General features: G+C 61.1%; 2 protein-coding genes. Both read right to left on the bottom strand.

Annotated features, from left to right (window positions below; all coding sequences use genetic code 11):
* Nucleotides 1–402: 402 nt before the first annotated feature.
* Complete coding sequence (gene purD, locus NW815_RS02080; RefSeq protein WP_414390503.1) at nt 403–1,698, bottom strand: phosphoribosylamine--glycine ligase; 1,296 nt, start codon at nt 1,696–1,698, stop codon at nt 403–405.
* Nucleotides 1,699–1,800: 102 nt separating this feature from the next.
* A partial coding sequence (locus tag NW815_RS02075) for a glycosyltransferase family 2 protein (protein WP_414415660.1) occupies nt 1,801–2,551 on the bottom strand: 751 nt, incomplete at its 5' end.

The raw sequence follows: 2,551 nt of genomic DNA, 5'->3' as shown, positions 1-2,551 counted from the left end.
GCGGGGCTCCTGCGATTTCTAGCTGAATCTATTTGAGAGAGATAGTCTCCTCTGCCATGCGCTGCCCCAGACGACCACCCCCAACCCCTCTTCCACCCTGGGAGAGGAAATGCCTGCTCTAGGGGATCCGGGTCCGCAACAGTTCAAGTGGGCTAATGGGGGATCCCCCTCGAGAGGGGAGAGACTCAGCTCAGCAATATCCGTGCCTAGTCAAAGCAGAGGGCTATTGTTAAGGAATCTAAAGTAAAGTTGAGCTTTTGATATCACTGTTGCCGTCTTGTTACCGAAAGCGCTATCGTCTAAGCATCAAAGCTTTTTTCAAAGCTGCTTTATGGGCCCTGGAGGAGCGACCCCTCTGGGGCTTCTTCCATCCGGCTGCAGCTGAGAGGGCAAGGGATGGCTTTATGGGGTAGGGATCACTCCTCGGCGGACGGCAGGCCCCAGGGCGTGGCTGCCAATGTCGGAACGATAGTAGGCTTTGGGAAACTGCACTTGCTCCACGGCTGCGTAGGCTTGGCGCAGGGCCTCGGGTAGGGTTGCCCCTTGGCCGGTAAGACAGAGAACGCGCCCGCCATCGCTCAGGAGCTGCTTGCCCGCCTGGCGGGTACCCGCGTGAAACACCAACGCCCCTGTAGCAGCGGCTGCATCCAAGCCGGAGACGGGGATCCCTCGCTCGTAAGCATCGGGATAGCCTGGGGCTGCCATCACCACGCAGGCGGCATAGCCGGGTTTCCATTTGAGCTGGATTTGGGCCAGCCGTCCTTCTATACAGGCCAGCAGCACCTCGTCCAAAGGGTTTTCCAGCAAGGGCAGGAGGACTTGAGCCTCTGGATCCCCAAAGCGGCAGTTGTACTCCAACACGTAGGGATCCCCACTGGGCGTGATCATCAAACCGGCATAGATCACCCCCTGGTAGCGGATGCCCCGCCGTTGCAAAGCCTCCAGGGTGGGATCCAGGATCTGGGCTTGGATGCGGGCCAACCCTTCTGGAGTGACCAGGTGATCGGCAGGGGCATGAGCTCCCATACCGCCGGTGTTGGGGCCGGTATCGCCCTCGCCAAGGCGCTTGTAGTCCTGGGCAGGTGGCAGCGGCACACAGATCTGGCCATCGGTTAGAGCCAAAACCGACACCTCCTGGCCGGGGATAAACTCCTCGATCAGCACCTGATCGCCCGGCTTGGCCAGGGCTGCTTCCAGGGCTTGCACGGCTTCTTCCCGGTTTTGGGCAACGGTTACCCCCTTGCCGGCAGCCAGTCCATCTTTTTTGATGACCACTGGGAAACTCTGGGAGTCGAGATAGGCCACAGCGGCAGATAGCTCAGCAAAGCCGGTAGCGCGAGCAGTCGGGATCCCCGCCTCTTGCATCAATTGCTTAGCCCAGAGTTTGCTTCCTTCCAGTTGGGCAGCGGCGCGGCTAGGCCCGAAAATGGGCAACCCTGCTGCCTGGAAGGCGTCCACGATCCCCTGCACCAAGGGCAGCTCTGGCCCTACCACCGTCAGGCGGATCCCTTGTACGGTAGCAAACCGCACCAGGCCTTCAATGTCGGTAGCCGCCAAAGCCACGGATTGACAGCGGGGCAGCTGCTGCATGCCGCCGTTGCCGGGGGCACAGTAGATCCGAGTAACCTGGGGAGACTGCAACAGCTTCCAGGCCAGAGCGTGTTCTCGCCCCCCAGATCCGATGACCAGAGCCTGCATGGTGTGCTATTCCGCTGTTTCTAAACCCAGCTTGCCTGTTTTCCGAACATCCCCCATTAGACCATGTTCTTGTACCATTTCTGGGGTGTTGGCGCACTCCGGTCAGTGGACGGCGAGAGAACGGCCCCGCCAAGTCCAGTTGCGGCCGGTGGTGGTGCGGATGGCCGAAGCCAAGATGATGGCCGCTGTCGCCCAACCCCCCACTGCCGTTAGCCACCAGTAGCAGAGGGGCAGATGCGCCCAATGCCGGAGCAGAAGCCGGATGGCCAATTGGGCCAGGATCCCTGCCAAGCTGGCCAACAGCACCTCCAGGGATCCCGTAGCCCCAGCCAGGATCACCCCCAACCAGGGCAAGCTGCAGATCCCCAAGACCGTACCCATTGCCAACACCGCCAAGGCCCAGTTGCGCTCCAGGCCCAGGAACCAGTTTTTGGTCCACCCTTCCCAAAGGGCAGCCCCGTTGGCATACATGCGGCTGCGCACCCGCGGCCCTCCCAGGCAAATTTGCAGGCCCAACCCCTGGGCTTTGATCCGTTGCCCCAGGGCCACATCCTCGATCACCACATCGGCCACTCCGGCATGCCCGCCAACTTGCTCGTAGGCAGAGCGCCGAAACAGCAGGAAGGGACCAAAGGCAAAGGCTTTGGGGTTGTCGGGATCGTTCACGGCGGCAAAGTTGTAACCCACCGCCAGGATGGTCATCATGATGGGTTGCACCAGCCACTCCGCCAGGCAACCGCACACCAATTGCGGCCCTACACTCACCAAGCCGCTGCCGCTTGCCAGCAAATGTCCTAAGGCCGCTTCAATGGCACCGGATCCCAGCCGCACGTCGCAATCCAGAAACAGCAAG

Source organism: Synechococcus sp. R6-7 (assembly GCF_047461695.1).
Taxonomy (GTDB): domain Bacteria; phylum Cyanobacteriota; class Cyanobacteriia; order Thermostichales; family Thermostichaceae; genus Thermostichus.
This window is presented reverse-complemented; position numbering and strand designations above follow the sequence as displayed.